Genomic DNA, 22814 nt, shown 5'->3' with positions numbered 1-22814 from the left:
TGGGGTGCTAGGGGTCGAGTGTTCGAATCACTCCGTCCCGACCATATATTTCAATGACTTAGCCGCTTTCGAGCGGCTTTGTTGTTTTTGCCATAGTGACTTTTCAAGTGACCCTGGCCTTTTCTTCATGCCTCCCTCCTTTTCAGAATCGTCAACGCTGGTGCGCGTGAGTCGGTTGCTGATACCTTATTTGCCGCCGCAATGAGCTGATCCAATTCCGCCGCCGAGTAGTGACTGGTGATGCTTCCGTTCTTGTGGCCGAGCAGCGCTTTCCGATCCTCCTCAGTCACGCCAGCTGCACGCAGCCTTCTCCCAAAGGTGTGCTTCAAGTCGTGAATTCGGATTCTGGCAAAGCCGTCATGTGCCGGCCGCAAGAATTTCTCCTGCCACTTCTTCGCCGCTCGGATCCGCGCCTTCTTCCAGGCCGAGTCATTCATGCGATGAACCGTCGTTTCATTCCCATCACCATCTGGCTTGCCAAACGGGAACACGTAGAGCGGATGCTTGCCGCGCTGCTTCTCGATCACTGACTTGGCAACGTCATTCATCACGACCAGACGCTCGTCTCGGTTCTTCACGCCAGACCTGGCGCTTCTACCCCCAAATCCCGCAGGTATCAGGAACACGCTCGTTCCTAGCTCAGGTACCGCAATCTCCCAATTCCACTGAAGCTTGCAAACTTCCTGCTCCCGGCAACCTGTATTGACCTTGAACATAGCCATGGTCTGAAGGTGCGCCGGGAGTTCGGCGAACAAGATCGACTGCTCTTCCCATGAAAGCGGGTAGGGCTTTCGGCTGTTCGTCGTCTCGTCCAGCAGGGAAATCATCGGCACCACGTCCAGCAGCGGCCGTCGCTCCTCGTCACGCCACTTTCGCGCGCAAAGGTTCAACACGCGGATGACCCGTTGAAGCGCGATATTCACTGTCCGGTTCGTGACCGGTTTCCCTACCGCTGGATTCAGCTTCGACTGGATGTAAGGCGCGAGGGCATCGTCATCGATGTGGGTCAGCGGCATATCGCCAATGAACGGGTCGAGCTGCTCCATATAGGTGGCCGAGATGTGAATTGAAGCCTGATCCTTCACTTCCAACAGGAAGCGAGTTGCCGCCTCCCGCCACGTCCTGACCCGCCGGACGCCGTATACCTTCTGCTGGCGCAACTGCTCCAGCTTGTGAATCAGGTACTGCTCTGCTTCGGCGCGGTTACAAGTGCCAGTACTCTCTTGAATTCGTTCTCCTCTGTACTTTTTGTCGATCTTCCAGATGCCGTTCGGCATTTGCTGGAGACCGGTGATTGCTTTTTGGGCCACGGCGTTGCTCCTTTCTTCTTACCCTGGCGCTCGCTGCGAGGGCGATTGTTGTCCTGATTGGCGGCCTTTTCAATTGCCATGGTCTCGATGTAGCGATCGGCCCACTCATCAAGCTCGATTCGGTCGAAGCCGACGCCTTGTTTCCCGATCGGGAATTCGCGGACGTTTGGCCGCACCGTTTTGTTGAATTCCTCCCGGCACATGCCGAGGTAGCCGTATGCTTCCCCGGCGCGAATGAAGCGCGGGAGGATGGGCGCGACCTGGGCCGCGCTTCGATTTGTCATGAGTTATTGCTCCATGCCGCGCGTGGCGGCAGAAGGTGGTTAAAGGTTTCGAAGTTCTTTTCGCTGCTCGGGGGATTGAGCGGGGTACCCGAAGTGAAAGCGCCGCCTGCCCGTGTAGCCGCACTCGCTGCATCCGGACGATGGACCGCAACTGCAGCCACCCTCACATCCGCAACTGCACCCGCTACAGGACAGGGTCACAACGCCTTCTTCCTCGACATCGCCGTCTTCGGTGATCCAGTACTTGCGCCGACGATCAAGCCTGAACCCTGCTGCCGCTTCGGCCTGTTCATATGTTGCAGGCTCAAGTCGGAAACCGTGTTCCGCGCCTGGATCTGAGACCGATCGCATTACTTTTGGCATGCAGATTCCTCGCCCGCCGTACACCGGCAGGCTGTTGAGTGGTTGGGGTTATTGCTGAATCAGTTCGGCGGGCACTTTCACCGCGGCGCCGCGCTTGGCGAAGACCACGGCGCGGAACACCGCGATGGTTCGGGTTTCGCCGGGCTGGCGGTTGAACGGATCGTTGGTTGCGTCGGCCAACCAAGGCTGATGGTGGCCAGCATCGACCCAGATGCCGTACTTCGTGATCAGTTGCTCGGCGTCGGGCAGGGCGAAGAGATCCAGCTGACCGGTGTCGGGCTGCTGGTCACCCTCGATCGCGTAGATTGCCCAGTCCAGCGCAGGGCCGGTCAGTTCCTCGGTGCGGACGCTGACCATACGGTTCATCGCTCGCGCCTCTGGAAGTCAGTGCAGCGCACGATCACTGTCTGGCCGTCGTTCGAAAGCGGCGGCATGGTGCTGAAGGGGAGGTGGCTGCAATTGCGGTGTGCGTGGGCACAGGTGGCGCACATGCCACCTTTGGGTTGGTGGTTCATCGCCACGGCCCTCGGTAGATGTGCTGGATCATGAAAAGGGTGGCGAGGATCATAGTAGATGCGCTCCTGCTTCGAGTAGGCCGTCGCGGTCTTCGCGCAGGTTGTCTCGTTCCTTCCGCAGCTCTTCGTTCTCGGCGATGAGGGCCAAGACTGCGGCAGGATTAGCGGCTGCAATGAAGTCGGCGTCGGCGAGTGGCTGAGTGCCAGAACCATGCAACTGCGCCGGACCAGCGTTCTCCCACGACCAGTAGGCTTCATCACCTTCGTACGAAACGCTGACTTCGTTGCCGTCGCTGCGATCCCATGGCCCGGGCGTTGCGGCCTCGGCCAGCTCTTTTAGTTTTGAATGGTCGCTCATGAGGTCACCGCTGCAACAGAGAGGAAGATCAAGCCCCAGAGGCAGGCGCTTATGGCTGCGGCTTTGAGCATCATGGCGTCACCTTCTTGAATTCGACGACCCAGACCCACGGGTTCGCGTCCCAATTGCCGGCGGTGGACTCCCACAACTCACGCCATGCCGCCGGATACCAATCTCGGTAGTTGGGCGACACATCATCGCTGGCCAGTTCCGGTGGGCATTGCAAGCCTTCTGCTCGGATATCGGCGCGGCTGATGTCCTGCAACCGCTCGACGCGGACGGCGGTGATCTCCAACAGGATGCGGCAGGCCCAGCGGTTCATGTGGATGCTTGGCCGGTGACGCCAGATCTTGTTCGGGGCCGCCGCTGAGTAAGCGCCGTTGCGCAAGCCGTTTGGGTAGCTGGTGTTGGGCTCGTCTGGTGGTGCGCCGTCAGCCGAGTAAACAACCCTCTTGCTGCCGAACCAGGCACCGGTGTCGTCTTCGGGGTATGTAGCCTGCCAGTCGCCAGCCTGCCACCAACTCTCGCGAACCCACAGCCGGTCGCCGGGCTTGCCGTAGGGGCAAAGGTCAGCATTGCCAGGCAGCGCCAGAAAGGAAGGCTCAAACCCAGCAGCCAAGCAATCCAGCGCTGCACGTTTGGTCACCGGCCGCCGCGTGACCGTCTTCCGGCCCTCCAAGATGGCGCGCACCATCGGGGCCGAGAACAAGATCGGCCGTTCCTTGATTTCAGGCATGACTGTTCCTTTGCCGATATAGCGGCTGACTTTGAAGGGGGAGCGATGCGTAGCGCGGAGAATCAGCTAGCATCAAGGTTCTTTAATTTGGGGGATTAATACATGGAGCGATTTACTGGAGCAATACTCAAGTCTGTTGAGGTTGGAAATTTCTATGGTGCGTTATTCATGTCTCTAACGATGCCAGATATATGCGCAAGGCTGTCGTCTGAGAACGATAAAACTAACGGTAAAAAATATGGATCTTGGTTCAACGAGTTTATGGGGCCGAAGTATTCGATCTTCCGCCCACACTCGGGGCAGACGGATATTTTCATGTCAGGCGATTCATGCTACGCCCTGCGCTGTGCAATGCTTCACCAAGGTGAAGCTGATTTGACTGGGCAGAGAGTTAAATCAATCTTAACTAGTATCCATTTCACAACTGGGTCTACCCATTGCAATCGTATAAATGGAGTATTGCAGTTGGACGTCGCAACGTTTTGCACGGATATGTGTGAGGCGGTATCAACTTGGTATGAAAAATTTAAGAAATCGGACACCTCCGCTGAGAAGTTAGAGACCTTGATTACCATCTACTACGGAGAGAGCAGCATCATGGGTGGCGCTGTAGTGTTTGGAGCGATACATAATCCCAAAACAAATTAGTTGTCAGTCCCGGTGTAGGTGCGCCAAGGCACCTTCACTCCGTTTACGAGGAATCCCCAGTCACCGCGCCACTTGCTGGTGATGAAGAGAGTGACAACGCCTTCGTGGAAAACCTTGTCGATCCGGTGGTATTCGCCGTGCAGCAGTTGCGCGGTGTCACCTGGTTGGCGGTCGATGTATTCGGTGGTTTGGGCGCTGGCCGGGACATTCAGTCCGCACAGTGCCGGGTCGTCGTGATCAAGCAAGCGCTGCTCTGTGTAACAGCCGCGCAAAATGAACGTCCTGGCGTTCCACGGGTGATCGTGCAGATCCCGATCTTCATCCGGACGCATGATGTGGTGAATGCGGAACGACCACGGGCACCACCAGTGCGCCGGCTTGTGCGTCTCCCGGCTGTACGGGTTGAACAGCCACCAGCGGCCCATGTACATCTCGGTGCCATCGGCAGACATGATGTGCTGGTACGGGGTGCGCTTGGCGCGGGCGATGAGCCAGTCGGCGATGGCCGGGCGCGCGAGTGCCTTGGCGATGATTCGCCAGAAGAGATTGATCATGCTGCCTCCTGCTGCCGCTGTTCTTGGCGAAGCGCCTGCTGAACAGCGAGGATGATTCGCTTGAGGTAGTCGTAATCAGGATTCGGCTCGGTGGCATCGCTCGTCATGTGCCACCACTCGTCGCCGAACAGCTTGGTCATCAGCTCGCCGTGGGCGCCGTGGAGATGATCAATCGAAGGCGATTCGCGCAGATCCTCTGCCGCGTCGAACATTTCACGCGCTTCGTACGACGTGTAGCCGAATCGACGTCGCTCTTTCAGCACCAAGCGCTGCGCTTCGTTTGCAAGAGCATCACCGCTGAATTGTCGTGATCTCAGGTCTTGGTCGAAGTAACCGATGATATAGCAGGTGTTCAACTCGCAGAAAAACTGCGCCATGGTGTGGCCGTCCCACATGCCACCCCAGTAAGCCGTCCAGCTCTTGCCCCAACAGCTGACCGTGATCTTGCCTTGTTTAGGTGCGAGGTCTTCGAGGAAGACAGTGATTCGATCGAGATTCTTCGCGCCGGTGATAACCAGCTTCGTGCCTGCCGAGCGCTCAACCTTCAGCGGCTCGGCCGGTTTGTTTTCTGTGGGCATAGGAATACCTCGCGGTTATAGTGCAGTCAGCTAATTAGGGAAGACGACAATGTCTATATGTTTTGCGATCACGGATGCCGATTGGGAATTGACTAAAGATGTGTTCGGGATAATTAGTACGCTAGTAAGTGCCGCTGGAGTTGGCGTGGCAGGATGGATCGGTTTTGAAGGCCTTAAGACTTGGCGAAGACAAAGCAAGGGCGCATCAGATCATGATCTTTCTCGACGCCTGTTACTCGACCTTTATAATCTTCGAGACTGCGTTAGTGCCTTGAGAAGTCCTGTAATGCTAATTAACGAGTCGGCAATACCTCCGGAGCAGCTCGCAGGGCTAAACTTTCAGCAGGTAAGCTACAAACATACCGCGTATAGCTATCAGCAGCGTTTCGTACCTCTCGATGAAGTTCGGAATCGCTTACGAGGGGAGATTTTAGAAAGCGAAGTGGTGTGGGGTGAAAATCTAAAATCTTTGTACGATCCGATAATTACTCTCATCCATGAATTGTGGACGTACGTAAGAGCACATCTAGTTACGATGAATCCTGATGAGAGTGATGATATGATCAAGTCCTATCGGAATATGTTGACTAAGCGTCGCGATGTACTATATGAGTTGCCGCTTGAAGGTGAAGACGAATTTAAGAAAGAGTTGATCTTGGCTTTAACCAAGCTTGAAGAGTATCTTAAACCAAAATTGATAAGTTGATTTACTCGCAGAGCCCGTAGGCTGAAGAGCAACTGTTATGACTGTCGGTGCGCGCAATAAGGTCGACCATGTCGAACTGGCGGCCGCCGCGTGCGGTGTTGCTCCAATCGACGATCCGGTCAATGCCGTGCGTTACGGCGCTCACCTTGTCATCCGATCTGACGGTGGGGTCGGTCACGGTGGCGAAGAACGTGGCCGCTCCACGTTTGCTGGCAATGCTCACCAGTCGTTCCCACTCGCGCACGCGGTCAACTTCGTCTGGCCACCTGGCGGCGATTTGCCTGAGTTCGTCTTTCGCACACATGATGCATGGCATACAGCCAACGCGATTGCAGCCTTGTAAGTAGAGAGGGTTCGGCTTGATGCCCGCTGCGCGGTGAGCCTCGAAGACCGAATCAACCGTCCACTTCAAGATCGGCCGGTAGTTAAACAGGCCCCCTCCAACCTCATCGCACTCTGGCAGGTACTTGCGGGCCGGCGATTCATCGGCCCGAACACCCTGCCAGGACAGCAACATGTTCTCGCCGTCCATGAGCGGCAGGTACACCTGCTCGATGATGGGGTTGCGCTTCAGCTCGTCGGTGCAGAAGCGGGCTTTGGTGCTGGGGAATCTGCCTTTCCATAAGCACAAGTCCAGAAACGGATTACCGGTTGGGTGCAGAACTTCCAGAGCGCCCAGCACCACGGATTCCGCCACACCCTTTTCGCGCCACTTGGTCTCGATGAATTTGCGCTTGCCGGCGATCTGCCTGGAGAAGTCGGCCTTCACCCACCGGATAGCAACGCCAGTGGCTTCAGCCAGGTAGTGGATGTAGTCGTACGTCTCTGGATGCTCATGCCCGGTGTCAGCCACTACAGCGCTGAGGTTCGGCACCTCCAGCTCGCGGGCGACCAGCAGCGTAGCCGTGCTGTCTTTACCGCCGCTCATGCTGACGATGTTGTGAGTAGGCATAGGGGATCCTCGCCGGCTGGCGTGATTCGTATAAGTGGGGTATTTGTTCGTCCAAGAATATTTTCGAGGACGGACGTGGAATGGTTACTTTTTGGGTGCCGCTTATATTGGCGATCGCCGGCGCGGCGGTAGGCGCCTACTTCGCGATCGTCAGAACAAAACGAGAGAAACTATGGACTGAACGCTACGAGCGGATCGGCTCAGCTCTGGAAAAAACGGATTTGATTCACCGTTTTTTGGACAGCGAGGTAAATGGTGAGCACCAAGTTCACGGATTGACCAAGCATGAAAAACAAGAGCTCGATACCAACTGGCCCATCGCGAGGTACAAGCTCGCAACAGACATCATCATGTTGGAAATGCTTTTTACTGAAGAGGAGTTCGACGAAACCTCAAACCGTTGGACGGGATTGCAAAAGAAACTCTTCGCACTTATCGAAGACTCATCGACTCATGACGCGCATGAATACGTAAGGGAGGCGCGCATCAAAGCTGAAAAGCTCCAGGCTTCGTTGATCGATCTTTCCAGGCGTAACTGCCTAGGGTGGTTTTGAGTGAAAGGCGCCGCCCTCCGTGATCGGTGGTGGCAATTTGGTTTGGGCTGGGGTATTACGGGTGACCGGCATGGAGCCGGGGACAGGGAGGAATAATGAATAAGCGTGAGTGGCTCGACGAGTATGGCCGTTTGGTTCGTGAAATGATGACGAAGGCCGAAGCATCTAATAGGTATGCAAAGCACGACGATCCTAATCGTCCTGGCCGCGATGAGGAATTCGCAAGGGTTCAGGAAGAACTGATGGTCGCAATGCATGAGCTTGAAGAGTTCTGGCGGAAATTTCATTCAGGACAAATTACTCTGGAATAATCAGCTCATCGCCAGGATCCTGTTGAATCATCAGCGTGCTCTGGTTATAAAATGCTCGCGACACCTTTTCAGTAACAACAAAAGGTGTCGTGACACACTTGAGCATCTTTGCGGCGGTATCGAAGTCGGCGGCAATCAGGTTCATCAGGAGCAGCTGGTAAATCTCCTGCTGGTTGTTGATGCCGTGGACCTTCATGACTGCCTTCAGGTCAGGCTTGAACACCCCGGCCACCTCGACCGTAAATTTCTCTACGCCCAATGCAGCGTCCTTTGCTGCTGCCTTCTCGCGCTTCTTGCGCTGCTTGATGGCTTCCGCTGTCGGCTGCGGCTCTTCCGTCGGGAGCTGCTGTTCTTCGGCCATGGCCTACCTCTTCAATTCCGCTGGCGGCAAGTCCAGCCAGGTCTGTCGTTTGCGTTGTTGGGGTCTGGAACGTCTCACGCAGCTACCTTCACCTGATGCCAGGCGCCGGCTGCGTAGAACAGCTTCGCGGCTTGGGCTTCATCCATCGAAACTTCGTCCGGAATGGCGATCCAGCCTGAAGCGACCAGATGGGCCGGGTTCGCGCTGTTGCGCAGCTCCAGGTAGTAATGCTCGATGGCGTCGGTAAGGCGCTCGGCCTTGTAGATACCTTCTGGCGAGATCTCGACCGACTTGATGTACTCGGCGCCGCGCTCGTCGCGACACATGGCGCCGATGTAGATCGTCCAGCGATAGGAGAAGTCGAAGATGGCGTTGGCGATCGCCAGACTGCGGATCTGCCGGCAGCTCTTCCAGTTCGCGATGATCTGGCTGCCGCTGGGATCAATGTTCACCACCGCGACGTGATTGGTTCGCAGCAGCGATCGGCAACTGCGTTCAGCCCGAGCGAAACCGTTGTTGGGTTTGCGTTTCGACTTCATAGCGAGTCCGCCATTTTGCGCAGAGCCTTTCGGTCGGATGCCGATATCGGCTTCGGGCGCCGCTTGAGGAGCGTTTCAGGGTCTATTTTGTTAGAGCGCGGAGGATTTGGCTTCATGCGGGCGCTTGGCAGCTCTTTGAAGCTGGCGCCGGGCCGCGTCCAGAAGTCAGCCATCGCTTCCTCGATTCGGGCTGACTCTGCCTGTTTGGCTCGAACTGCGTTGAGGTGGTTGCTGATCATGCTCAAGCTCCTAATCTATGGGCTTGTGCCCGTGCTTTGTCCGCGACCTCATCAACCATGCGGTTCAGCTCCAGGTTGAATTGGACGAGCTCTCTGTGAAGGTTGGCGATGTAGTCTTCGTCGCGGTAAATCGTTTCGATGTAGAGCTGACATTCCTCGTCTTGGCGAGAATCGAAGGACAGAAAGTCCCACCATTGCCTGCCCGTTACGAACATGCAGCCCTGAATCTGCGGCATATGTTCCTCGGGCATGCCCTCCAGCCAAGTCCTGACGTGGATCGCTTCATTGAAAGGGCACTTTGATTCGGTACCACCGTCGTCGTTTATCAGGCCGTCTGGCGAGCAGCCGAGCCAGTCATACTTCGGGTGAACGATGAATTCCGACGGCACAACAATGTTTCCTGTCAGCATCTCGTAGGCGTCTTGAGCCTTCTGTTCTTCCGTGTGGCCCCACTTCATGGAGGCGCTGCTGACGTTGTGCTTGGACTTCTTCGCCAGTCGTTCGAAGCACAGCTCGCGCATGTAGGAGGTGCGCGCGCCCATCGGCTCGCGCTTCCCATTTTTGTCAGGCTTCCCCCTAGCGATCACAGCTTTGAATCGACTAGCAGTCACTCGACCGGATCGGTCTGCATGCCACTTTTCAGTGCCTTGAAGTTCGGTTCTCACTACGCCGCTTCCTCGACCTGAGACAGGTCGTCGCCGGTGCCAGTCATGTCGGTGAAATCAGCATCGACGGTTGAAGCGCTCGCTGCATCCAAGATTGGGTTGGCGGCTCTTAACAGTTTGGCGGTGGTGCAGATCGCTCGCATCCAAGATCGGGTAGACACACTCGGATATGGCATCGACGCCGGCGAAGCCACTGAAGAGGACGAATCTGAGCAGGCGGCGCTGCTGATCAACCTGAAGGCTTGGAAGGGATATAAGTTCGCGCTAGGCAAAGTCACTGCGCAGCCTACCTGGTACGCCGCGCCGGTCTGGCCGGTTGAGCCAGCGATCCCAACGATTGCGGCCAGTCCAGAGGCACGGGTTGCCGACGTGATTTAGCGCCTTGATGTCGCCGCACGCACCCGCCATCGAGCGGGTTTATTTTTGCCTGGAGAAAAGTTATGACCGTTACCGAAAGAGACCGCGACATCCTCGCCCGCACCTTGTGGGGTGAGGCGCGCGGGGAAGGAACGGCCGGCCAAGTGGCCGTCGCTTGGACGATCCGAAATCGCGTGTTCGATGGCAAGGAAAAATCGTGGTGGGGCGAGGGCTACGCTGGAGTCTGCCAGGCGAAGTACCAGTTCAGCTGCTGAAACAAGACAGACCCGAACTATCAGTTCCTTATCGGCGTGAAGCAGATCCCCTTTCGAGAGTTGGCGCAGTGCCGGGTCGCGGCTGACCAGGTGCTCGATGGCAAGGGGGCAGACCCTACCGGCGGCGCCACGCACTATTACGCGTCCACCATGCCGAAGGCGCCGGCTTGGGTAAAAGGAGCTAGTCAGACCCTGAAGCTAGGTCACCACGTCTTTTTCAAGGATGTGCCGTGATCGAAGCATGGCGTGCTTACTGTAAAGCGCTACAGACGGTCGATTTGACTGTTACAGCACCTTCGTGGCTGGTCGCTCCAGTCTGAGTCCGTAGCACCGCTGCCCGCACTGACGGAAAGCCGACAACTTCTGTTTTGCCTGGTCGCGACTCGACTACTTGAGCATTTCGCGCCTTTCGTGGTTGACGAGAAAATTCGTCAGCCGCTTGATGCTACCAGGCTACCTCTGTGATTTTTTCTGATCATTAAGTGCGTCTAGTAACGGTGCCGATATCAGCGCTGTGTGCTCGATTGGATTGCAGCGGTAGTGAAGTGGATTTTGATTCAGTAGGGACTCTTTAAGCTTTCCATTGTGATTTATTGATTGAGAAACCAGCGAGATATAAGTGAACCTTTTATCGGCGTCCGGTTAAAGCTATCCTTTGTTGGTCTTGGGTCTATCCCACGCTCGATCAAATAATATGGAGACTTTTAGTGATAGGTGACGCCCTCAAGAATTTTTTCATCGCAGCGTTGATGCTTTTGGTCATCAGTGGTGAGGTCGCTGCTAATGAGAAAGAGCGGGTGCTCATAATTGGCGATTCTATTTCCCTCGGTTACACACCTTTTGTCGAGAAGGCACTGAACGACCGCGCGGTCATTGTGCACAGCATCGGTAACTCTCAAGACTCGCTCAATGGCGTGAAAAACATTGATGCGTGGATTGGTTCTGAGAAGTGGGACATGATCAGCTTCAATTTCGGTCTATGGGATCTGTGCTACCGCCGGCCTGGGCCTATTACCCAAGAAAACCGGGACAAGGTAAACGGGTCCATCGCGGTTCCTTTTGATCAGTATGAGCAGAATCTGACACGGATCGCTGAGCGCCTGAAGAAAACCGGCGCCAAAGTGATTTTCCAGAATACTACCGTTGTCCCAGCGAATGAGCCTGGTCGTTATGCAGGCGATGTCGAACGATACAATCGCGCCGCTAAAGCTGTGATGAGGCGTTTTGATATCAAGGTGAATGACCTCAACGCCGTATCAGCAAAACTCCCTTTTGAAATGCGCGAATCTGATACCGATGTCCATTACACAGAGCCGGGTTATGCAGAACTGGCCAAGTCAGTGGTTCAGAGTATCGAGCCCGAGCTCTAGTTGCTGAACGTCTATCGACCCCCGCCAAGTGCGGGGTTTTTTACCTCGAGAAAAGTATGACCGTTATTACGAAGGCGGCGACTTGGTGAAGGGTGCCACTCAGACCCTGAGGCTCGGTCACCATCTGTTCTTCAAGGATGTGCCCTGACCGTGCAGCCGATTTACTCCTTCTCGCTATCGCTGCGCTCCATGAGTAGGCGTTGGTTTTCTTGGAAGAGATGGTCTCTCTGATGCGAAACGTCAGCGAATCTGCGTCTTTCGCTCGTAAATCCCCCTCGGCGTACTGAAGCTTTGCCCTGAGAGAATTTCTCTCCTGGGTGAGCGCACCGTTGTCTCGAACCAAACCCTCAACATTTTCAAGAGCTCGCTCGAGCTTGATTGTGAGCATTTCGAATTCGTTTTCGGACATCCTGAGCTGGTGCCGGCAGGTTTCGAGCGAAGTCGGGGTGCCGAGCCAATCGTCGGTGTCTTCTATAAAGAGGGGATCCACGGGCATGCCTTGCTGAATACTGTCTGCATATACAGTAATCGAGCCGAGTCAGGCGAGCGAGCGTGAGACGACGAGCTGTCTTACGTTATGTATCGGGCGCGACTCGCTCCGCATTAAACCTGCAAAGATTTTCAGTTTCGCGAAGATCGAAGTACTGCATTAGCGTATAAAAATTCGTTATTGCACGGTCCAAAATATCGAAAGCTTCGCTTTTAGGACCAAAATACACATCGTCGTCGCCTTCCCGATCGATGTGCTTGGTTCGGTTTCGTGCGTAGTTCATCAAATTTATGATGTCCTTGGGTTTTGCCCCCGCTTCGTCATTCGATAATTCTGTAAATTTCACTGCAACGGCATGTAGGCTATTGAACGATGACTCGTGAAAAAACCCATTCCTTGTTCAGGCCGCGCTGCTTATCAATGATCGACTTGGCAACGCTGTTCAGCACTACCAGCGCTCGTCGCCATTCTTCACGCCAGCCCGTTTGTGTCTGCTGCCAAAGTCAGCCGGGATCAGCAACACGCTGGTGCCGAGCTCCGGCACCGAAATTTCCCAATCCCCTTCAGATGCTTGGCGGTGTGGTTTCAGGTGCGGTGAGTGCAGGGGCTTTTTTACGGCCGCTCGTCGAAGAGATTGCACTCCGTGTTTTCGAAACTTCTCTCAGTAGTAAGCGCAGCCCTGCGCGTCTGAAAGGAGAGAATAATGATTGACGACAACAACGGCCCTGAAGCGCCATATCCGGGGCCAGACGAGAAAGCACCCGACTCTGGCGAAGTTCATGATTCCGGTCTTGAGCAGGCTGTGTCTGAGCCCAAGCAGGGCACTGAAGAGAGACCAGAAGATTGGAATCCTCCACCTGGAAACCCAGGTTCTGACCAGGACGCCCAGACGGGGCGTGACAATGGTGGCGCGGATTCTGATGCTGATCAGCCAATGAATGATCAAAGCGACGAAGATAATGAGCCTCGCTCCATTCCTGCGAGCGATCCTGAATCCGGCGCTTGAAAAGTACGACTTCCCATTGCCCGCCAAGTGCGGGCTTTTTTATGGCCAGGACAGCCCTCGGGAAGGCCTGGACGTCGATTGCCGGAGAGTACGACGTACGCAATGAACACCGGCAGCCCGCGCACCCTGACCTCACAATGCTGCAGGGTGGCACGGAATTTAAAGCCGAAGACGCTGAGCATCAATCCTGCTCGGCGCCTCCTGGATCATTCTTTGGATCAGAGTGCCGAATTGGTATCGAGCATTGCCTTTTTCGCAGACTCAAAGTTTTCTGAAGAGAACTTGACGACGTCGCCGCCCTCAATCACAACGGTTGCTGGGCCGCCGAGGATTGCGTTGGCCAAGAAGGCCTTTCCTTTTTCAGTCTCCGGAGAAAGAACTCTTTTCCCACCGAGGCAGGCTTGAACGAATTTCACATTGGTGCCGTTTATTTGAAAAGGGCCCGCGGGTCTAGGATTAGAGTTTTCCCCTTTTTCACAAAATGCCCCCGACAAGTCCACCAAATTCATGACCACGTGTTCTCCTTGAAACAAGCTTGCCATCGCAAGCAACGGTTGCTCGCCGGCCGGGTCGAGAACGTACATCGTTGAGGTGAACTGCCGCCACTCGTTGGCTTGGGCGGAAAAAGACAGGGCAGATGCAAGTGCAAAGGCGAATAGCTTGCGCATTTATAACTCCATTCTTGAAAGCATTGGTTGTTTCCGGCGCTTTCCAAAGCGCTCGATCAGCAGGGAACTGATGGCAGCGTAATATTACACATACCCTACAGATTGGTCATAAGCTTCGTCGCCAAAGTTGTTGGCGGGCCAAAGACCGCTATAGATTTCAGTTACTTTGCGATTTCTTCGTGCAAGGACTGTAGCGAAGACGATTTTTCGCTTCATGGAAGTCAACGAGTCTTGGCATTCGCCGGGGCTTTTTCATTTTCGGCTCCGCCACATCCATCGCATGAAGGATGGAGTGCAGTCGTAGCTGATTAAAATCCGCGGGCCAAACCTTCACGAATTCATACTCCCTGACGGGGAGGAACCGAGATGCCAAACATGCCCGACAAACCAGACACAGGGCGATAGCACTTGCGTGGTAGAGCCAGCATTCGCCAATCCTCTATGCGGCTGCGCTGGCCTGCGCGATGGCCGTCTTGCGGATTACCTACGGTGGGGGGGCGTCGCCAGATGTTGGTGGTAGGCGCCATTTGCGGCGATCGACGTGGCCACCGATCGCGGTGCCTACCAGCAGGTGTTGGTAGACGCCGTCGACGGCAAGACCACCATTTGCGTTGAGTGCTCGCACCGTATCGATCTGCCGCACTGACGCAAGCCGGAAACTACTGCTATAACCGATTGCGACTCGACTAATTGAGCGTTTCGCGTCGTACGCGTTTAACGAGAAAATTCGTCAGCCGCTTGATGCGTCCAAGCTGCTTCTTTGGTTTTTGCTGATCGTTAAGTGCTGTGAGCAATGGTGCCGATATCAGCGCTGTATGCTCGATTGGATTGTAGTGATGATCAAGTGGATTTTGGTTCAATAGCGACTGTTTAAGCTTTCCATCTTGATTGACTGATTGAGAATCCAGCGAAATATAAGTGATTCCTCTTGTCTCACAAAAACAACTTATGGCGTTATTAAAGCGGATCGTCAGAGCTGTGCGTTCTGCCTGTGTCGCTTTGACGTCTTTTCTCAAGTTGGCTACTTCTCCCCACTGCATATCATCTTGAATAGTAGGGAGCGGAGTGCTTATGCAAATGACTTTGAATTTTTCAGAAATTTTAGATAGAAAATTCTGGTAATTTACTATTGCTAAATTCAGCATGTCATCGACTGGGGTTTCATATTTTTGAGCCCTGTACCAAATAACGAAACCAGTATCGACTTCGCCAAGCATTACCACTACTGTTTCAGCCAGCGTAGCATCAAGAGCCTCAACGTACTTAGGCATTGCTTTTGTCGCTGAATTTGGATTTTCTAACCCGGAAACCGTCGCGCCACCAACGGGAACAACCTCGAACTCAAATTCTGGAAACGCTGATTTCATGTGCTCTGAGTTGAACACTTCGGCATGCGAGTCTCCTAGCACCAATACGGTCTTCATAAGAGCGGGTTGTTCCTTTCCATTTTTTGGTGTGAAGGTCATGTTCGTTTTTTGAAAACCTCAAAAAACGATGATATCGAATATTTACGTGGCTAGTCATGCCCATCATCGCGTATCTGTTGGAACAGAAAAGTGGTGGTGGGGTGAGGGATACACCGGCTTCTGCCAGGCGAAGACATCCTGTGAGCCGCCTTGACTCATCCGCCTCGAGATGAGTTCGGGCACGCGCGGGTCATTGCCCATCGCGCACCTGCATTAACGCAAACCCCAAGAGATTCAAGCCCTGCCACAGGTTTGGATTATTAGCGTTCGCGTGATCCTGGGCGAGGCCAATCCCCCAAATGTTATCAACCGGGCTCGCTTCAACAATGATGGAAGAACCGGTTTCCTTAAGGAAATTATTCAATTCCGGGTTTTGCGAGAACTTGGCTTTGTTCGCGCGCACTACAATCTCATATCGATGTTTTAGCCAATCCTGTTCATTGAATCCGGAGATCTTGCGACCCAGTGCCTTGGCTGCATTGGGGGTGGTCGCCTGAAGTATTTGGGCGCGAATTTCCTGATCACCAAACAAAGCAGCTTTCTCGGCCATCATGTAGTGTTCGGCAGTTGGGTAGCGTTGCCCATCAACAATGAATTCGGCGATATACCATTGGCTGAAGCATGAAGCGGTAACGCCTTTCTTGCCGGGTTGGTGCCCCCAGAAAAAAGTAAATTCCATGTTCGCTCCGCAGTTGAATCGGGAGCGCAAATCTTCGAGATATTTAGAGTCGTGCAATGGGTCTTCCTTGGTAAAGGAGGGCGAGATGAGCATTTAATCTTTCGTTGCCCCGCAGGGCGCATCAATAAGCCCCTATGACATCAGAGGCGGATTTAATACCGCCAGCGGCTACGATTCAAGGCTAGGTAAAGCTTGATGCAAGCATCGTCGAGCCTTGAACAGGCAACCGCGAATGACCCATTTAACAGACGCTACTGTGTCGGCTCCTTCTTCATGTCTTGGGAATCACTTGAAGTCGCAGCATCCTTTTGCGTCTCATGCGCCTGTGCGCCGGCGTTACCTCCTGAAGACTCCTCGCCCTTTTTGTTAGCCTTATCATCATGTGCGCTCGAGGTTTTCGAGTGGTTGACGCCCGGCAGGGCATTCGGCGGGGCGGCAGATTCAGCAGTGTTTTTCTCAGTTGCCGAGGCGCTCATCGGACCAATAACGAGCAGGCTGGCAAGCGATAGCAGCGCAATTGTCTTGTTCATCATCTAAGCCTTCACGCGAGGGGATGTACTGGTTTGGAGGCGCGAGAGAGGCAAAGGTGCAGGGGGCTGGACGAGTGGTAGGGCAAATTGCTGGCCCCCGAGCGCAATTTTCATCGTCAAACTCGCCTTTTTTCAAAAGGTTAGGTTGGCTATATGCGGACGATTGTCATCACCGTGGCAACGCTTTCCCTGGCTGTCTTTGCTTCTGGAGCCCAGGCGAAAGAGTTGAGCAAAGGTCATCGTTTTGCCTGTATCTGGGGCTCGGATATCGCCGCAGGTGCGCAGCATTCCAAACTGTCGGGAGTTTCTTTGTATGGCGCGCGCAAGCAGTTGCAGGTGCGCAAATTCCAGCAGCCGTGGATGCGCATGACCGCGATGGGGATTACCGAGCAAACTTATAACAGCACCTCGAAGCTCAAGCCGGCGGCGGTCAAGCAGACCTACTATGAGCAATGTGTGCGCCACGAACTGGCTCAGCGTTAGGGACGGATCAGCGCTGCCAACGACTGTGGGCATCCCGATCTACTATCCTGTGAATCAAGCCATTGTCTGAGAGTACGGATATGTTCAGATCAACTCGATGCATTGCAGGTGTGATGTCGCTGGTTCTGGTCGCGGGCCCGATTGCCGCGCTCGCGGATCCCGGCAACGGTAAGGGGCAGGGCAATAGCAAAGGCAACCCGCACAGTGCACAAGGGGCAGGAAACAAGGGCAAAAACGCTAACAATGGGGATTACCGCCATGGCCCGACCGTCGATCGCAGCCACGTCATCGGCTTGGTCGGTGGATATCGTGACTATTGGCAACCCGGCCCTGCATTGCCCCCCGGAGTCCAGAAGAATCTGGCGCGTGGCAAACCGTTGCCTCCGGGCATTGCGAAGAAACTCGACAATCGTCTGCTTGGCCACCTCCCGCACTACGACGGTTACGAATGGCAGCAAGCCGGTACGGATCTGATACTGGTTGCCCTCGCCACTGGCCTCATCTATGAAGTCCTCAGCGGCGCGTTCGATTAAGCACTTGCAGCATCGAGCCCGACTTTTTCAGGTCGGGCTTTTTCTTGCCTCGAAGATTCGTAACGGCGGCGCTGGAGTACCATGACGCACTCTCATCCTTTGCCGAGCTCAATGCCCTATGCCTGTTTTATCGCGCGTTACTTCATTGCTCGACCAGGCGCAGCGTGCCTTGCACCTGGTTTGGGGCACATCGCGCAGTTTGTTTATGGGGCTGGTGCTGGCGACATTGGTTGCCGGTGTGTTGCCGGCGCTGGCGGCGTGGCTGGGCCAACGGATCGTCGATGCGGTGGTGACGGCGATGCAGTTGCATGCACAGCAGGGCGATGCGCCGTTGTGGCCGGTGTTGCGTTACGTACTGATGGAGGCCGGGGTGTTGGCGTTGATGTCCGCAACGCAACGGGCGCTGTCGGTGCAGCAGTCGTTGTTGCGGGTGCAGCTGGGGCAGAAGGTCAATACGTTGATTCTGGAGAAGGCGCAGACCCTGTCACTGGTGCAGTTCGAGAACTCCGAGTTCTACGACAAGCTGGTGCGCGTACGCCGCGAAGCCTCGACCCTGCCCCTGGCATTGGTCATGAAGTCACTGGGGCTGATCCAGAACCTGATCATGTTGATCAGCTTCGGTGTGCTGCTGGTGCATTTTTCACCGTGGGCGCTGGTCTTGTTGGTGATCGGCGCGCTACCGGTGTTCTTTGCGGAGGCGCACTTTTCCGGCGATGCCTTTCGGCTGTTCACCCGTCGGGCGCCGGAGAGCCGACAGCAAAGTTACATCGAAACCTTGCTGTCCCACGAGGCGTACATCAAAGAGGTCAAACTGTTCGGGTTCGCGCCGCTGCTTTTACAACGCTACCGAGACACGTTCGCGAGACTGTACGCCGAAGACCGGCAATTGACGTTGCGTCGCGATGGCTGGGGCTTTGGTCTTGGATTGCTCGGCACGGCGGCGTTTTATGTGGCGTACGCCTGGGTTGTGATCGATGCCGTGCACGGCAATATCAGTCTGGGCCAGATGACCATGTATCTGGTGCTGTTCAAGCAGGGGCAGGGCGCTGTCAGCAGTAGTTTGAGTGCGATCAGTGGGCTGTACGAAGACGGCCTCTACCTGTCGAATCTTTACGAATATCTCGCCGAGCCGGTGTTGGCTGATAGTGGTCATCTCACCGCTGGCGTGCGACCGGGCGATGGTCTGCGTTTTGAAAACGTCGGCTTTCGTTATCCGGGGTCTACCCGTGCGGCACTGGAGGGCATCGACCTGCATCTGGTGCCCGGAAAAAGCATGGCACTGGTCGGTGAAAATGGCTCAGGCAAGACCACTCTGATCAAATTGCTGACACGACTTTATCGGCCTGATCAGGGGCGTATTCTGCTTGATGGCAGCGATTTGCAGGATTGGGAAGAGACCACGTTGCGTAGGCGCATCGGGGTTATCTTCCAGGATTACATTCGTTACCAGTTCACCGTCGGTGAAAACATTGGTGTTGGCGACACTTCGGCATTCAGTGATGAACAGCGCTGGAAAGACGCTGCTGCCGAAGGCATGGCTGCGCGCTTCATTGAGGGGCTGGAACGCGGTTACGCCACACAATTGGGTCGCTGGTTTGCCGGCGGTCAGGAGTTGTCTGGCGGGCAGTGGCAAAAGATTGCTCTGTCGCGGGCTTACATGCGCCGTGAGGCCGATATCCTGATCCTCGACGAGCCGACCTCGGCCCTCGATCCGGCAGCGGAGGCAGCGGTGTTTGAGCATTTCAGCCAGCACACCAACGGTCGCATGACGTTGCTGATCTCGCACCGGTTTTCCAGTGTGCGCAATGCTGATCACATCATTGTGTTGGAACAGGGACGGATCCTGGAGCAGGGCGCCCACGATGATTTGATTGAGACTGCCGGGCATTACGCGCAGCTCTTCGATTTACAGGCTCGCGGTTACCGTTAGGAGTCGCGTGCGCTGCGCGGCGTCGCTGGCCCCGCGACCCGTGGCAACGGTTTGGTCTGCATCAAGGCATCGAGCGCCTTGCGATAATTTTGCCCGCCCAGCGCCATGCTGTTGTTGTGCGTTGCGCCGGGCACCAACAACAAGCGTTTGGGTTGTTGAGCAGCGTTGAACAGTTGCTCGCTGAAACGCGGTGGCACGAACGCATCGGCCATGCCATGCACCACCAGCAACGGCATGTGAATGTCGGCAATCTTGTCGATGGAATCGAATTTCTGTGACAGCAGCCAGCGCACCGGCAGCGAGGTGTTGGCCACGGCGGCAGCCACATCCGCCAGCGAGGTGAAGGTGGATTCGATCACCAAACCGCGCACTGGAAGCGGCCTCTTGTCGCGCGCGGCGTCCTGGCCAATTTCGGCGGCCAGATCAACCGCGACCGCACCACCCAGGGAGTGGCCGTAGATCAGACGTTTGTTCGGATCCGGTTGCAGCAGTTTGAAGCGCTCCCACGCCACCCGCGCATCTTCGTAAACGCTGCCTTCGGACGGCAGATCCCCCTTGCTCTTGCCGAACCCGCGGTAATCGATGGCCAGTACCGAGTAGCCCGCCGCGCGCAATTGCTCGATGCGGAACAACTGCCCGGTGAGGTTCCAGCGCACGCCATGCAGATAGAGGATCGCCGGGGCGTTGGCTTTTTCCGCCGGCCACCACCAGGCATGAATGTTTTCCCCGGCCTTGAAACTCTTGGGTTGCAGATCGAGTTCCTGCACGCTGCCCGGCAAACCGCGATACCAGCCAGCAGTCCCCGGTTCGATGCGGAACAGCAGTTTGCGCTCGGTATGTTCCAGCACGGCACAACTCGTCGGCACGCCGATAATCAAAGCGGCCATGCAGGCAAATGCCAAGCGACGACGGCGCAGACGCGTCATGAAGGAAAGGAACATTAAACGTTTCACCACGGCGCAGACAAAGAACGCTTTTTACCAGATGCCTCGGTCTGCGCGCGATATTTTCGACCACCGCCCGTACGCAACGATTACAAAATGCTGCAACGGCTCAATTCACCTTCAGCACGATCTTGCCGATATGATCGCCGGCCTCCATGTGCGCATGGGCCTGTGCCGCCTCTTCAAGTGCATAGACCTTGTCGATGATCGGCAGGCAGCGACCGGCACTCAGCACCGGCCAAACGTGCTCGCGCAATTGATCGGCAATGGCTGATTTCTCCGCCGCAGTGCGTGCGCGCAACAGCGAACCGGTGACCACCGCGCGTTTTCCCAGGATCGCCAGCAGATCGACGTCGTTTGCCTTGCCGCCCCCAAGGAAGCCCAGCATCACCAATCGCCCATCCATCGCCAAAGCGCTGACGTTACTGTTGAAGTAGGAGCCGCCCATGATGTCGAGGATTACATTCACGCCCTGGCCGGCGGTTTTCTCGGCGATCACCGCAGCGAAATCCTCTTCGCGGTAGTTGATCGGTTGGCCACCGAACGTGCTGATCGCTGCGCATTTTGCCGGGCTACCGGCCGTGGCGAAGGCTTCGATGCCAAATTCGCGACACAGCATCAGCGCCGTGGTGCCGATGCCGCTGGTACCGCCATGGATGAGTGCGCGTTGCCCTCGGCTGGCGCCGCCGAGACCGAACAGGTTGGCCCACACGGTAAAGAAGGTTTCCGGAATCGCGGCGGCCTGCACCCAGTCGAGTCCGTCCGGAATGGGCAGGGTCTGCCCGGCCGGAACGCAGCAATATTCGGCGTAGCCGCTACCATTCGTCAGAGCACACACGCGGTCGCCGAGGGCGAACTGGTTGACACCGGCGCCGAGTGCCACGACTTCGCCGGCCACTTCCAGGCCTGGGATCGGGTTCATCCCGGGCTTCATCGGGTACTTTCCGGCGCGCTGCAAGGCATCCGGTCGGTTGATGCCGGCAGCGTGCACGCGGATCAGCACTTCGCCTTCGGCGGCCACCGGCAACGGCACGCGCTTGGGTTGCAGAACTTCAGGGCCACCGGGTTGGGTAATTTCGATTCGGGTCATTTCATTGGGTAACGTCATGTCGACTCCTGTGGTTAAAGGTTCTGTAGATGGGAGCGTGGTCTGGAGGCAATGATTCCCTTCAGTGAGTGCAAATGCGCGATTCAATGGAAGAGGGCAGCCACCGCATTGCCTGCTCCAGCAACAACGCCACGGCAATCGCGCCTGCGGCAATCACGAACAACAACGTGTGATGTCCACCCGAGGCATTGAACAACGCCGAATAGGCAAATCCGGCCAGCGCCTGGAATGTGGCAAACGATACGGTGGCCCGGCTCCAGGCGATTTGCTGGCGATGATGTTCAGGAATCAATTCGTGCACGCGGGCCAGAGCCAGTGGCACGATGCCGGGCGGGAATGAACCGAGAATCACCGCCAGCACTGCCAGCGCTACAAATGAGTGGGAAGTCGCCAGCAGTCCGAGCGTAATCGCCTGCACCACCAGGACGACACGAATGCTCGTCCGCGCCCCCAACTTGTCCGCCAGAAAGCCATAAGTCACCGGCCCGATAATCGCGCCCAACCCGTACATCACCCATACCAGCGCGCCGACGTGCGCTCCGGCTCCGAGCCCGCGCGCCACGTAATCCACCAGAAACACCATGGCCGGCACCAGACCTGCGGCCATGAAGGCGTATTGCGCGAACAGCAAATACACGCCCGGTGGGGTTGGCTGAACCGTCGCGCTCCCTTGGGTCGCAACCGGATGCGGCAAGTCAGCAGGCCAGCCGAACCAGCTCACCGCGGTCAACAGCAAGGACAATGCGCCGAGCCCTAGCCAGGTTGATTGAAGGCCCAGGCTCAACAGTGGCGGGACAATCGTCCCGGAGCCGGCAATCCCAAGGCCGATGCCAAGGAATATCGCGCCGCTGGCCAATCCTTTTCGGGCTGGCGGCACGTGGGGCAAGACCGTCGCAGCCACCAACACCATGATCGCGCCACCGGTAATTCCCGACAGCAACCGCCAACCAAAAAACCAACTCACCGACAACGGAAACGCACAGGCAAAGAACGCGGCGGTAACCAACAGCATCATCAGCCGTAACGCATTTTTATTGCCGAGGTGGCGTGCGATTGGCCGGCCGAGCAGGGCACCGATCAGGTAGCCGACCAGATTGGCCGCGCCGAGATAGACCACATCGTTGGCAGAAAACCACTGCGCCTGAATCAGCGCGGGAATCAGCGGGGTGTAAGCAAAGCGTGCGAGGCCGATGCTGACCAGACTGGCGCAGAGTCCGGCGAAAATGGCCGATGCTGAGGATGACGTACGCATGAGTGCGATCTCAAGAAGGTTTATGGCGCCCAGCATATCGGCTATGTTTG

30 protein-coding genes and 3 pseudogenes are annotated in these 22814 nt (G+C 56.0%); 13 read left to right on the top strand and 20 right to left on the bottom strand.

Going from position 1 to position 22814, the window contains the following annotated elements; genetic code table 11:
• Nucleotides 1-125 precede the first annotated feature (125 nt).
• A complete protein-coding gene (locus AB4P91_RS22515; RefSeq protein ID WP_395603731.1) occupies nucleotides 126-1310 on the bottom strand; it encodes a tyrosine-type recombinase/integrase in 1185 nt (394 codons plus the stop codon).
• Here AB4P91_RS22515 and AB4P91_RS22510 point away from each other — a divergent pair.
• Nucleotides 1295-1933: a hypothetical protein gene (locus tag AB4P91_RS22510; RefSeq protein ID WP_395603730.1), complete on the top strand. Its 639-nt coding sequence runs from the start codon at nucleotides 1295-1297 to the stop codon at nucleotides 1931-1933. The two genes, AB4P91_RS22515 and AB4P91_RS22510, sit on opposite strands and share 16 nt — an antisense overlap.
• Nucleotides 1934-2005: 72 nt before the next feature.
• Here AB4P91_RS22510 and AB4P91_RS22505 read toward each other — a convergent pair whose 3' ends face one another.
• The 3 genes from AB4P91_RS22505 to AB4P91_RS22495 form a co-directional block, all read right to left on the bottom strand.
• Nucleotides 2006-2323, bottom strand: coding sequence for a hypothetical protein (locus tag AB4P91_RS22505; RefSeq protein WP_395603729.1), 318 nt, complete (start codon nucleotides 2321-2323; stop codon nucleotides 2006-2008).
• 198 nt (nucleotides 2324-2521) lie between these two features.
• On the bottom strand, nucleotides 2522-2830 hold the full coding sequence (locus tag AB4P91_RS22500) for an ead/Ea22-like family protein (protein WP_047302523.1): 309 nt from the start codon (nucleotides 2828-2830) through the stop codon (nucleotides 2522-2524).
• A gap of 70 nt (nucleotides 2831-2900) precedes the next feature.
• Entirely contained in the window at nucleotides 2901-3566 is a 666-nt protein-coding gene (locus tag AB4P91_RS22495) for a hypothetical protein (protein WP_395603728.1), read from the bottom strand.
• Between the two features lie 102 nt (nucleotides 3567-3668).
• Between AB4P91_RS22495 and AB4P91_RS22490 the strand changes: the two genes are divergently transcribed.
• The gene (locus AB4P91_RS22490; RefSeq protein WP_395603727.1) at nucleotides 3669-4214 is read left to right on the top strand and encodes a hypothetical protein; all 546 of its coding nucleotides are present in this window, start codon (nucleotides 3669-3671) and stop codon (nucleotides 4212-4214) included.
• On the opposite strand, the gene AB4P91_RS22485 is transcribed toward AB4P91_RS22490, so the two are convergent.
• Together AB4P91_RS22485 and AB4P91_RS22480 are read right to left on the bottom strand one after the other, a co-directional pair.
• Nucleotides 4211-4768: a hypothetical protein gene (locus tag AB4P91_RS22485; protein ID WP_395603726.1), complete on the bottom strand. Its 558-nt coding sequence runs from the start codon at nucleotides 4766-4768 to the stop codon at nucleotides 4211-4213. The genes AB4P91_RS22490 and AB4P91_RS22485 overlap by 4 nt on opposite strands.
• Nucleotides 4765-5346, bottom strand: coding sequence for a hypothetical protein (locus AB4P91_RS22480; RefSeq protein WP_395603725.1), 582 nt, complete (start codon nucleotides 5344-5346; stop codon nucleotides 4765-4767). Before AB4P91_RS22480 ends, AB4P91_RS22485 begins: the two co-directional genes overlap by 4 nt.
• A gap of 49 nt (nucleotides 5347-5395) precedes the next feature.
• On the opposite strand from AB4P91_RS22480, the gene AB4P91_RS22475 reads away from it, so the two are divergent.
• Nucleotides 5396-6052, top strand: a complete 657-nt coding sequence (locus AB4P91_RS22475; protein WP_395603724.1) for a hypothetical protein — start codon at nucleotides 5396-5398, stop codon at nucleotides 6050-6052.
• A gap of 1 nt (nucleotide 6053) precedes the next feature.
• Here the strand turns inward: AB4P91_RS22475 and AB4P91_RS22470 are convergent, their stop codons facing one another.
• Entirely contained in the window at nucleotides 6054-7004 is a 951-nt protein-coding gene (locus AB4P91_RS22470; RefSeq protein ID WP_395603723.1) for a phosphoadenosine phosphosulfate reductase family protein, read from the bottom strand.
• An 80-nt stretch (nucleotides 7005-7084) separates the two neighbouring features.
• Between AB4P91_RS22470 and AB4P91_RS22465 the strand changes: the two genes are divergently transcribed.
• Together AB4P91_RS22465 and AB4P91_RS22460 are read left to right on the top strand one after the other, a co-directional pair.
• Entirely contained in the window at nucleotides 7085-7558 is a 474-nt protein-coding gene (locus tag AB4P91_RS22465; RefSeq protein ID WP_395603722.1) for a hypothetical protein, read from the top strand.
• A 95-nt stretch (nucleotides 7559-7653) separates the two neighbouring features.
• On the top strand, nucleotides 7654-7869 hold the full coding sequence (locus AB4P91_RS22460) for a hypothetical protein (RefSeq protein ID WP_395603721.1): 216 nt from the start codon (nucleotides 7654-7656) through the stop codon (nucleotides 7867-7869).
• On the opposite strand, the gene AB4P91_RS22455 is transcribed toward AB4P91_RS22460, so the two are convergent.
• From AB4P91_RS22455 to AB4P91_RS22440, 4 genes are all read right to left on the bottom strand, one after another.
• The gene (locus tag AB4P91_RS22455) at nucleotides 7856-8230 is read right to left on the bottom strand and encodes a hypothetical protein (protein ID WP_395603720.1); all 375 of its coding nucleotides are present in this window, start codon (nucleotides 8228-8230) and stop codon (nucleotides 7856-7858) included. The two genes, AB4P91_RS22460 and AB4P91_RS22455, sit on opposite strands and share 14 nt — an antisense overlap.
• A gap of 74 nt (nucleotides 8231-8304) precedes the next feature.
• A complete protein-coding gene (locus AB4P91_RS22450) occupies nucleotides 8305-8769 on the bottom strand; it encodes a hypothetical protein (protein WP_395603719.1) in 465 nt (154 codons plus the stop codon).
• Entirely contained in the window at nucleotides 8766-9008 is a 243-nt protein-coding gene (locus AB4P91_RS22445; RefSeq protein ID WP_395603718.1) for a hypothetical protein, read from the bottom strand. Before AB4P91_RS22445 ends, AB4P91_RS22450 begins: the two co-directional genes overlap by 4 nt.
• A 2-nt stretch (nucleotides 9009-9010) precedes the next feature.
• On the bottom strand, nucleotides 9011-9673 hold the full coding sequence (locus AB4P91_RS22440) for a lambda exonuclease family protein (RefSeq protein ID WP_395603717.1): 663 nt from the start codon (nucleotides 9671-9673) through the stop codon (nucleotides 9011-9013).
• A gap of 45 nt (nucleotides 9674-9718) precedes the next feature.
• On the opposite strand from AB4P91_RS22440, the gene AB4P91_RS22435 reads away from it, so the two are divergent.
• The 3 genes and pseudogenes from AB4P91_RS22435 (at nucleotide 9719) to AB4P91_RS22425 (ending at nucleotide 11675) form a co-directional block, all read left to right on the top strand.
• Nucleotides 9719-10051 carry a phage tail protein gene (locus AB4P91_RS22435; RefSeq protein ID WP_395603716.1) on the top strand — a complete coding sequence of 111 codons (333 nt, stop codon included), beginning with the start codon at nucleotides 9719-9721 and terminating at the stop codon, nucleotides 10049-10051.
• A 62-nt stretch (nucleotides 10052-10113) separates the two neighbouring features.
• A pseudogene (locus AB4P91_RS22430) lies at nucleotides 10114-10539 on the top strand (cell wall hydrolase).
• Between the two features lie 473 nt (nucleotides 10540-11012).
• The gene (locus AB4P91_RS22425) at nucleotides 11013-11675 is read left to right on the top strand and encodes an SGNH/GDSL hydrolase family protein (protein WP_395603715.1); all 663 of its coding nucleotides are present in this window, start codon (nucleotides 11013-11015) and stop codon (nucleotides 11673-11675) included.
• A gap of 40 nt (nucleotides 11676-11715) precedes the next feature.
• Here the strand turns inward: AB4P91_RS22425 and AB4P91_RS22420 are convergent, their stop codons facing one another.
• Nucleotides 11716-12165, bottom strand: coding sequence for a hypothetical protein (locus tag AB4P91_RS22420; RefSeq protein WP_395603714.1), 450 nt, complete (start codon nucleotides 12163-12165; stop codon nucleotides 11716-11718).
• Between the two features lie 383 nt (nucleotides 12166-12548).
• Nucleotides 12549-12724, bottom strand: a pseudogene (locus AB4P91_RS22415) (site-specific integrase); the annotation flags it as partial.
• Between the two features lie 144 nt (nucleotides 12725-12868).
• Here AB4P91_RS22415 and AB4P91_RS22410 point away from each other — a divergent pair.
• The gene (locus AB4P91_RS22410; protein ID WP_395603713.1) at nucleotides 12869-13171 is read left to right on the top strand and encodes a hypothetical protein; all 303 of its coding nucleotides are present in this window, start codon (nucleotides 12869-12871) and stop codon (nucleotides 13169-13171) included.
• Nucleotides 13172-13389: 218 nt separating this feature from the next.
• Here AB4P91_RS22410 and AB4P91_RS22405 read toward each other — a convergent pair whose 3' ends face one another.
• Complete coding sequence (locus AB4P91_RS22405; RefSeq protein ID WP_150594793.1) at nucleotides 13390-13839, bottom strand: hypothetical protein; 450 nt, start codon at nucleotides 13837-13839, stop codon at nucleotides 13390-13392.
• 366 nt (nucleotides 13840-14205) lie between these two features.
• Between AB4P91_RS22405 and AB4P91_RS22400 the strand changes: the two are divergent.
• Nucleotides 14206-14373: pseudogene (locus AB4P91_RS22400) on the top strand (phage holin family protein); the annotation flags it as partial.
• A 152-nt stretch (nucleotides 14374-14525) separates the two neighbouring features.
• On the opposite strand, the gene AB4P91_RS22395 reads toward AB4P91_RS22400, so the two are convergent.
• From AB4P91_RS22395 to AB4P91_RS22385, 3 genes are all read right to left on the bottom strand, one after another.
• Nucleotides 14526-15263 carry an SGNH/GDSL hydrolase family protein gene (locus AB4P91_RS22395; protein WP_191624502.1) on the bottom strand — a complete coding sequence of 246 codons (738 nt, stop codon included), beginning with the start codon at nucleotides 15261-15263 and terminating at the stop codon, nucleotides 14526-14528.
• A 232-nt stretch (nucleotides 15264-15495) separates the two neighbouring features.
• Nucleotides 15496-15984 carry an NADAR family protein gene (locus AB4P91_RS22390; protein WP_395603712.1) on the bottom strand — a complete coding sequence of 163 codons (489 nt, stop codon included), beginning with the start codon at nucleotides 15982-15984 and terminating at the stop codon, nucleotides 15496-15498.
• Between the two features lie 251 nt (nucleotides 15985-16235).
• Entirely contained in the window at nucleotides 16236-16514 is a 279-nt protein-coding gene (locus AB4P91_RS22385; RefSeq protein WP_395603711.1) for a hypothetical protein, read from the bottom strand.
• A gap of 153 nt (nucleotides 16515-16667) precedes the next feature.
• Between AB4P91_RS22385 and AB4P91_RS22380 the strand changes: the two genes are divergently transcribed.
• The 3 genes from AB4P91_RS22380 (at nucleotide 16668) to AB4P91_RS22370 (ending at nucleotide 19460) form a co-directional block, all read left to right on the top strand.
• Nucleotides 16668-16997, top strand: coding sequence for a hypothetical protein (locus AB4P91_RS22380; RefSeq protein ID WP_150594795.1), 330 nt, complete (start codon nucleotides 16668-16670; stop codon nucleotides 16995-16997).
• Nucleotides 16998-17077: 80 nt separating this feature from the next.
• Nucleotides 17078-17530 (top strand): anti-virulence regulator CigR family protein, encoded by a 453-nt coding sequence (locus AB4P91_RS22375; RefSeq protein ID WP_395603710.1) that lies wholly within the window; start codon nucleotides 17078-17080, stop codon nucleotides 17528-17530.
• Between the two features lie 118 nt (nucleotides 17531-17648).
• The gene (locus tag AB4P91_RS22370) at nucleotides 17649-19460 is read left to right on the top strand and encodes an ABC transporter ATP-binding protein (protein WP_395603709.1); all 1812 of its coding nucleotides are present in this window, start codon (nucleotides 17649-17651) and stop codon (nucleotides 19458-19460) included.
• Here AB4P91_RS22370 and AB4P91_RS22365 read toward each other — a convergent pair.
• The 3 genes from AB4P91_RS22365 to AB4P91_RS22355 form a co-directional block, all read right to left on the bottom strand.
• Nucleotides 19457-20401, bottom strand: coding sequence for an alpha/beta hydrolase (locus AB4P91_RS22365; protein ID WP_150597424.1), 945 nt, complete (start codon nucleotides 20399-20401; stop codon nucleotides 19457-19459). The genes AB4P91_RS22370 and AB4P91_RS22365 overlap by 4 nt on opposite strands.
• A gap of 112 nt (nucleotides 20402-20513) precedes the next feature.
• The gene (locus AB4P91_RS22360) at nucleotides 20514-21512 is read right to left on the bottom strand and encodes an NAD(P)H-quinone oxidoreductase (protein ID WP_395603708.1); all 999 of its coding nucleotides are present in this window, start codon (nucleotides 21510-21512) and stop codon (nucleotides 20514-20516) included.
• Between the two features lie 61 nt (nucleotides 21513-21573).
• Nucleotides 21574-22764 carry a YbfB/YjiJ family MFS transporter gene (locus AB4P91_RS22355; RefSeq protein ID WP_395603707.1) on the bottom strand — a complete coding sequence of 397 codons (1191 nt, stop codon included), beginning with the start codon at nucleotides 22762-22764 and terminating at the stop codon, nucleotides 21574-21576.
• Nucleotides 22765-22814: the final 50 nt, after the last annotated feature.

Source organism: Pseudomonas sp. B21128 (genome assembly GCF_044218865.1).
Classification (GTDB): domain Bacteria; phylum Pseudomonadota; class Gammaproteobacteria; order Pseudomonadales; family Pseudomonadaceae; genus Aquipseudomonas; species Aquipseudomonas iridis.
The sequence above is the reverse complement of the archived record's forward strand: the minus strand, read 5'-3'. Positions and strand labels throughout refer to the sequence as shown.